8 protein-coding genes are annotated in these 6,550 nt (G+C 53.6%); 1 reads left to right on the forward strand and 7 read right to left on the reverse strand.

The genetic code is table 11. The features are described 5' to 3' along the window. The first annotated feature begins 16 nt into the window (after positions 1 to 16). Positions 17 to 1,084 carry a hypothetical protein gene (locus tag PFRI_RS13605; protein WP_072631254.1) on the forward strand — a complete coding sequence of 356 codons (1,068 nt, stop codon included), beginning with the start codon at positions 17 to 19 and terminating at the stop codon, positions 1,082 to 1,084. Between the two features lie 17 nt (positions 1,085 to 1,101). Here the strand turns inward: PFRI_RS13605 and PFRI_RS13610 are convergent, their stop codons facing one another. The 7 genes from PFRI_RS13610 to PFRI_RS13635 all read right to left on the reverse strand — a co-directional run bounded on the left by PFRI_RS13610 (position 1,102) and on the right by PFRI_RS13635 (position 6,075). Then, a complete protein-coding gene (locus PFRI_RS13610; protein WP_072631255.1) occupies positions 1,102 to 1,512 on the reverse strand; it encodes a protein tyrosine phosphatase family protein in 411 nt (136 codons plus the stop codon). A gap of 8 nt (positions 1,513 to 1,520) precedes the next feature. Next, a complete protein-coding gene (locus PFRI_RS13615) occupies positions 1,521 to 1,952 on the reverse strand; it encodes a DUF6691 family protein (RefSeq protein ID WP_072631256.1) in 432 nt (143 codons plus the stop codon). After that, positions 1,952 to 2,377, reverse strand: coding sequence for a YeeE/YedE family protein (locus tag PFRI_RS13620; RefSeq protein WP_072631257.1), 426 nt, complete (start codon positions 2,375 to 2,377; stop codon positions 1,952 to 1,954). Before PFRI_RS13620 ends, PFRI_RS13615 begins: the two co-directional genes overlap by 1 nt. Before the next feature lie 33 nt (positions 2,378 to 2,410). Further along, positions 2,411 to 3,274, reverse strand: coding sequence for an MBL fold metallo-hydrolase (locus PFRI_RS13625; protein WP_072631258.1), 864 nt, complete (start codon positions 3,272 to 3,274; stop codon positions 2,411 to 2,413). A gap of 71 nt (positions 3,275 to 3,345) precedes the next feature. Further along, entirely contained in the window at positions 3,346 to 4,530 is a 1,185-nt protein-coding gene (locus PFRI_RS13630) for a vWA domain-containing protein (RefSeq protein WP_072631259.1), read from the reverse strand. A gap of 4 nt (positions 4,531 to 4,534) precedes the next feature. Beyond that, a complete protein-coding gene (locus PFRI_RS21390) occupies positions 4,535 to 4,702 on the reverse strand; it encodes a hypothetical protein (protein WP_170124868.1) in 168 nt (55 codons plus the stop codon). Between the two features lie 2 nt (positions 4,703 to 4,704). After that, the gene (locus PFRI_RS13635; protein ID WP_072631260.1) at positions 4,705 to 6,075 is read right to left on the reverse strand and encodes a DUF2927 domain-containing protein; all 1,371 of its coding nucleotides are present in this window, start codon (positions 6,073 to 6,075) and stop codon (positions 4,705 to 4,707) included. Positions 6,076 to 6,550 lie beyond the last annotated feature (475 nt).

Consider the following 6,550-nt stretch of genomic DNA (forward strand, 5'->3'; position numbering starts at 1 on the left):
TTGAATAAGCAGGGTTTTGTCAGCCGGAGAACCGATCATCGAAGCCAGTCCAAGCATTCTGCGCCGTAAGCTGCGCTCGGAGCCTGCGAGTTCTCAGGAACAAGCGGTGTCGCCTGCGAAAGCTGCGCGGCTTAGCCTCGCGCGCGCAGCGGACAAGGCGTTCGAGCTTCCAATGCGCGTGAATGCGATCCGTCAAAGCCGCCTTGACCTTGAGGATGTGGTTGAAAGTTTGGACGAAGGTTGGGCGATTTATCCGCTGGTCAATGATGATGGATCGATTGGCGTTATGTGCTTTGATCCCTCATGCGTCATCGCGTTTATGGAGCGTCAAACAAAAGGCAGCGTAAACCAATCTATCGATGAGACACGACGCCTCACGCGCACGGACAAGGCGTTGGTGGCGGCGTTTCTTGAAGTGTTTTTCAACCTGTTTGATGAAGCTTTGTTCGGTGCACCAACCGCCTATTGGACGCGCGGGTATCGTGCAGAGGATGCAGTTCAGAGCCGTCACTTGATGGTTTTGTTGTTAGAGGCCAGTGAATATCGCGGTTTTGATATTTCCTGTGATGTTTCGGGACTGGGTCGGCCGTGTTCAATGCGGCTTTTTCTGCCGATAAAAGAAAAGCAGGTCGCGCTTGCCGACGCGAGCAAGTCAAAGAAAAAGAGCCGTTCAAATACCGAACAGGTCAGCAGCAAAACGATGCGCGGTGCAGCTTTGGCGGCAACAGTGGAACTGGATGCGGTGATGTGCAAAGTGACGCTGCCGCTGTCGGAGTTAAACACATTGAAAGCAGGCCAATTGGTACACTTGCCGCAAAATGCTGCCGCGCAAGCTCAGCTTGTGGATCACGCGGGACATACCTCGCGCGCAGTCAATCTTGGGCAGTTACATGGCATGCGCGCTGTGCGGTTGGTCCTTGGTGAGAGCGATGACGATTTTGGCCAAAAACCGGAAGAAATAGAGGCTTTCAAGCCCAAAGAGGTCGCACCGGAAGAAATAGCACCAAAGCCAGTGGCTGCAGAAACGAGCGCAAGCGAGGTTGGTGATGATCTAGATGCGCTCCTTGCGGCAAGCAGTCGTTAACACGCGAACAAAAGATGTTATTCTAATGCGCGTCGCAGACCTGAAAGATCGTAGCCAGCTTGAGCCGTTTGCGCCAGAATATCATCCGCAGATTGCTTGCCCGCCTGATTTAGCGCCCAAACGACAGAGCAACGGGTTCCAGAAGCGCAATATGCAAGAACGGGGCCATCGGCGGCTTGGACCATGGCAAATTGCTTGGCGATATTTTCAGGTGTCATAGTGACATGCGTCAGCGGGAATACCTTGAAATCAATCCCCGCCAATTCCGCCGCCTGCGCCATTGCAGCCGCTTGCAGCTGGGGCGGAACTTCTTCGTCAGGTCGGTTGCATATAACAGTCGAAAACCCCGCCTCTAGAATCGCGGGAAAATCGCTGGGGGTGATTTGTTCGGAAACGGCGTAGGTCGGGGTGATGGCTTTAATGTGCATGCTTCTATTTAACCAGCGTCGAGCCGCGCGTCCAGAGCGCGTCCAAAACGAGGGGCGAGCGCCATACCGACGACCATGGCGGCAATAAACGACAGATTAGCCCAACCGCCAAAACCGATCGAGGCAATCGTTGGTCCAGGGCAAAGCCCAACAAGCCCCCAGCCCATGCCGAACATAATTGAACCAACAATCAAATTGCGCCCTAGCTTTGGGTCGGCTGGCGTTGGGAAACTACCTCCAAAGAGCGGCTTGCGCGTGTGCGTAAGTTGCCAAGCGATTGCCATTGGAATGATTGCGCCCCCCATTACAAAAGCAAGGGTCGGGTCCCAATCGCCAAAGATATCCAGCCAACCTTGCACCTTTGTGGTGTCCGTCATGCCCGAAATCAACAGGCCAGCACCGAACAGGCCGCCGGCGATCAATGCGAGGATATATCTCATCAAATCACTCCTAAAGCATGACGAAGAAGCGCAACCGTGACCCCGCCCGCACCGATATATATGATCGTCGCGACTATGCCGCGCGGTGAAAGGCGCGAAATACCGCAAACGCCGTGACCTGATGTACAACCATTTGCTATGCGCGTTCCGACCCCGACCAAGAGTCCGGCAATCACCAGCAGGATAGGGTTTTGCGTCAGGTGGGTGTCAGAGTTCGTGACAAAAGGAACCATTAGCAGCGGCACAAGAACCAAGGCTGCAAGAAAGGCTGTGCGTTCTTTCCATGCGCTGCGCGCTGTGCCATCGATGAGGCCACCAATAATCCCGCTCGCGCCCATAATTCGCCCGTTTCCAAGCAAATAAACCGCGCCTGCGAGTCCAATCAGCAAACCGCCGATAAGACCCATGATCCAATCTTGTTCCATGAGGTGTCGTTCTCCAGAGTTTCAGAGGGTGCTTTATAGCTTATTGATGGGGACTTTAAGAAATATATCACCTTGCTCATTGGGTTCAGGCATCTTTCCCGCGCGCATGTTAACTTGTAGCGAAGGAATGATCAGGCGCGGCATCGCGAGCGTTGCATCACGTGCTTCGCGCATCTCTACGAACTCGCCTTCGCTGCGCGCGCCACCGATGTGGACATTAGCCGCTTTTTGAGCGCCAACCGTGGTTTCCCACGCAAATTCTTCGCGTCCAGGCGCTTTGTAGTCGTGACCGACGAAGATGCGTGTTTCATCAGGGAGCGCAAGAATTTTCTGGATTGATTTGTAGAGATCCTGTGCGGAGCCACCGGGAAAATCACAACGCGCAGTTCCGAAATCGGGCATGAAAAGCGAGTCACCCACAAAAGCGGCATCGCCAATAACAAAAGTCAGGCACGCAGGCGTATGACCGGGTGTTTGCAAAATATCAGCGCGAAGTTGGCCAATGTGAAGGCTATCACCTTCTTTAAAGAGCTGATCAAACTGGCTGCCATCGCGTTGAAAGGCTGTGCCCTCGTTGAACACTTTCCCAAACGTGTCTTGAATGATCGTGATGTTGTGGCCAATGCCGATCTTGCCGCCGAGTTGCTCTTGCAAATAGGGCGCGGCAGAAAGGTGATCGGCGTGCACATGGCTCTCTAAGATCCAAGCGACCTCAAGATTATGCTCTTTAACATGCGCGATGATTGCATCAGCGCTTTTCGTGTCCGTAGTGCCAGAGGCATGATCGAAATCCAGTACACTGTCGATGATCGCGCAAGCGTGACCGCTCGGGTCTTTGACCACGTAAGAAACGGTGTTCGTTGGGTCGTCGAAAAAGGCTGTGACGTCAGGCTGCATTTTGATCTCCTCCTCGCCACATCGTATAAGTAAAAATGAATATGAAACAAGGCGCGTCCGAGGATTGATGCCTAGCGGGTCAATTCTTTCATGCCGCGCTCAAGACCCGAAAGCGTCATCGGCACCATCTGTTCGTCAAAAATCTCTTGGATCATCTTGATTGAATGGGTGTAGCCCCAGTGCTTTTCTGGCAGGGGATTAATCCAAAGATTGCTTTTCCATTGCTCGCGCGCACGGGTGAGCCAGGTTTGACCGCTCTCGGCGTTCCAGTGTTCGTTCGCGCCGCCTGGATAGGCCACCTCGTACGGGCTCATCGAGGCGTCACCGACAAAAATACATTTGTAATCAGGACCATAGGTGCGCAAAATTTCATGCGTTGGGACTTGAGCCTCCCAACGGCGACGATTGTCGCGCCACACACCTTCGTACAGGCAATTGTGGAAATAGAAGTACTCAAGGTGCTTGAACTCTGCGCGCGCGGCGGAAAAAAGTTCCTCGACGACTTTGATATGCGGATCCATAGAGCCACCAACATCGAGGAACAGCAACACCTTCACAGCATTGCGTCGCTCGGGACGTGTTTTCACGTCCAGATAGCCGTTCTCAGCGGTTGCGCGGATGGTGCCGTTCAGATCGAGTTCTTCGGTTGCACCATCGCGCGCCCAACGGCGCAGGCGTTTTAACGCGACCTTAATGTTGCGCGTGCCAAGCTCGACACTGTCGTCAAGATTCTTGAATTCGCGCTTGTCCCAAACTTTGACAGCACGCTTGTGTCGGCTCTCGCTTTGGCCGATCCGAACGCCTTCGGGATTATAACCGTATGCGCCAAAAGGGGAGGTACCGCCGGTGCCAATCCACTTGTTGCCGCCTTGATGGCGACCTTCTTGATCTTTGAGGCGCTCTTTGAGCGTTTCCATGAGTTTCTCGAACCCACCAAGCGCGTTGATTTCAGCCTTTTCTTCTTCGCTGAGGTGCTTTTCGACCATCTTGCGCAGCCATTCTTCAGGGATCTCGACGGCTTCCAGCATTTCTTCGGTGCTGATCGCCTCAAGCCCTTTAAAGGTCGCTGCAAACGCGCGATCGAACTTGTCGATGTTACGCTCGTCTTTCACCATTGAGGTGCGTGCAAGGTAGTAGAACGCGTCGATGTCGTAGGTAGCAAGGCCGCGTTTGACCCCCTCTAAGAACGACAAATACTCGCGCAAAGAGACGGGTATGCCGCCATTGCGCAGATTGTCAAAGAAGGGGAGAAACATCGCGTTACACCGCCATACGGTGCACGATTAGAGTGATGATAAAGCCGATCAGAAGAAAGGCGATACCGAATCCGGCCGCGTATTGCGCCATGTCCGCCCAATTACCGCCCGCTTTTTTGGCGCGCCATGCGCCCAGTGCGATGCCAAGTAGCCCCGCGATTGTGTAGATCATTGCTAGCCGCGTCCTCTTTTGAGCGGGCTAAGCGATGAGATTTCACGCAATTTGGCCCGCACAGCCCAGTCTGGACCAAAGCCGTATCGCGCCCAACCCAAACTGTCCATACGGATGGTGCGTGCTTCTGAAGTGCGACCCGCCAGATCGAGCGCTTCGGCGCGCTGCAACATGAGCGTAGACATTAGAGCGGCGTTTTCATAACGCCCTGCGGTATCCAGATGTGGTCCGATTTGTCTGAGAGCTGCGTTACCATCACCCTCTGCAATGTAGAAAGACGCAAGCTGTGACGCAGCGTAGGCTGCGTGCAAGCGGGTAGAGGGATCCTGTCCATAAATTCGCGCTGCGATTGCGAAATGCTCACGGGCTTTTTTCAGATCGCTCGACATATTGAGGCGGCCCATGGCGTAGTGGCTAAAGGCACGGCGGTGATCGTTCCACCCCATGGCAACGGCAATTTGCATCGCTTCATGGGCTGCGCGCAGACGTTCATTTTGGCCGGCACCCGGTCCAAGCGCGCGTTGGATTGAATTGATCCAAGAGCGTGGCGTACGCGTCAAACGTCGCGGAGCATATTGCGCACCACGTGGATTGACGCGCGAAAGAATACCGCCGATGCGCTCCGCGACTTGGCGTTTGCTCATACCATTGTGCAACGAGCGGTCATAATAGGCGCGCAAGATCAGCATATCAAAGCCGGTCAAAACAGTATGCACATTGTCATCATTAAAGACTGAGTCGGGTAGGCGGTAGAGATCGTTTAAAGGGCCAAGGGCTTGCGCGAGTTCTTCATGCAAGCAATCGCGGACTTCTTGCGGGCTGGAATCGTTTGGCAAGAAGATCGCGAGACGTTTGCGCTCTCTCAAGCTGGTCCAATTCACAAGTGATGTGCGACGCGCCAATTTATATTGAGCAAGGCTCGAAACATTGGGCGCAACAAAGCAAGCGGCTTGTGGCAGCATCGCGCGGATCTCTTTGCGGGACACGGCTTCAATAGTGATATTCGCGTTTTCGGCTTGGTTCTGCTTGATATCGATACGCGCTTCAGTGCGAAGGCGGTGTAAAAGACGGCTTAGATCGCTGCCAAGACCAGCAGAGGGTTTGCCCGTTACACGTACAGAAATCGGACCTTCAAAGCGTGTGAGCACGGGTAAGCTGCGTCCACTCTCGAGATTGAAGGACAACTCAAGGAAATCGCGGGCGATATCCGAATTGGCGCGCAGCGAGGGTGTCGGACGCGGCGCGCTGAACACTTTAACTGCAGGAAGATTGCCAGCAACAGATTGGGTCTGTGCTCGCGAGGGCATGTCGCTCGGAGTGGAAGGCACGCAGCCCGACAGAACGAGGTAAAAGGGCAATAGGAATCGGCGCATTTAGGTCTTCAAACTCCGTATCGATCGCAGAAATCTGCGAAATGGGACGTTTTGGAAAACGCCCGACTATAAAGAGACCCAATCGGGCAACGATGAACCGAAATGAAGGAGGACCGCGCAGCACCGCAGCTTTGAGCAATGCTCAAAAGCGGATCGCAACACATATGTGTCAGACTTGCCTGCAAGGTTTAACTCCCGTTCGCTCATTAAGGTGCGCTACTCTTCGCAGCACACCCTGTCGGGTTTAAGAAAACTTAATGGCAAGAATAAGAAACTGCCTCAGGGACACTAACCCGATACAATTTCAAGGTGTTATAGGGGATTGTTCACGTTTGAGCATTTGTTGCGGGCCTGCCACCTAGATATTGGGGCAGTGGCAGGCCAGAGGCATACAAATGTAAATTAATTTTTGTTTATACCGCTGCTACCCCAAAACCCGAATTTTTTCATGGGTTATGACGCGGAAATTGTCTGA

This window comes from Planktotalea frisia, from assembly GCF_001890925.1.
Classification (GTDB): Bacteria; Pseudomonadota; Alphaproteobacteria; order Rhodobacterales; family Rhodobacteraceae; genus Planktotalea; species Planktotalea frisia.

Bases quoted from the DNA above. Each gene is read 5' to 3' on its own strand.
- PFRI_RS13610 (WP_072631255.1), bottom strand. From the start codon at position 1,512: ATGCACATTAAAGCCATCACCCCGACCTACGCCGTTTCCGAACAAATC.
- PFRI_RS13615 (WP_072631256.1), bottom strand. From the start codon at position 1,952: ATGAGATATATCCTCGCATTGATCGCCGGCGGCCTGTTCGGTGCTGGC.
- PFRI_RS13620 (WP_072631257.1), bottom strand. From the start codon at position 2,377: ATGGAACAAGATTGGATCATGGGTCTTATCGGCGGTTTGCTGATTGGA.
- PFRI_RS13625 (WP_072631258.1), bottom strand. From the start codon at position 3,274: ATGCAGCCTGACGTCACAGCCTTTTTCGACGACCCAACGAACACCGTT.
- PFRI_RS13630 (WP_072631259.1), bottom strand. From the start codon at position 4,530: ATGTTTCTCCCCTTCTTTGACAATCTGCGCAATGGCGGCATACCCGTC.
- PFRI_RS21390 (WP_170124868.1), bottom strand. From the start codon at position 4,702: ATGATCTACACAATCGCGGGGCTACTTGGCATCGCACTGGGCGCATGG.
- PFRI_RS13635 (WP_072631260.1), bottom strand. From the start codon at position 6,075: ATGCGCCGATTCCTATTGCCCTTTTACCTCGTTCTGTCGGGCTGCGTG.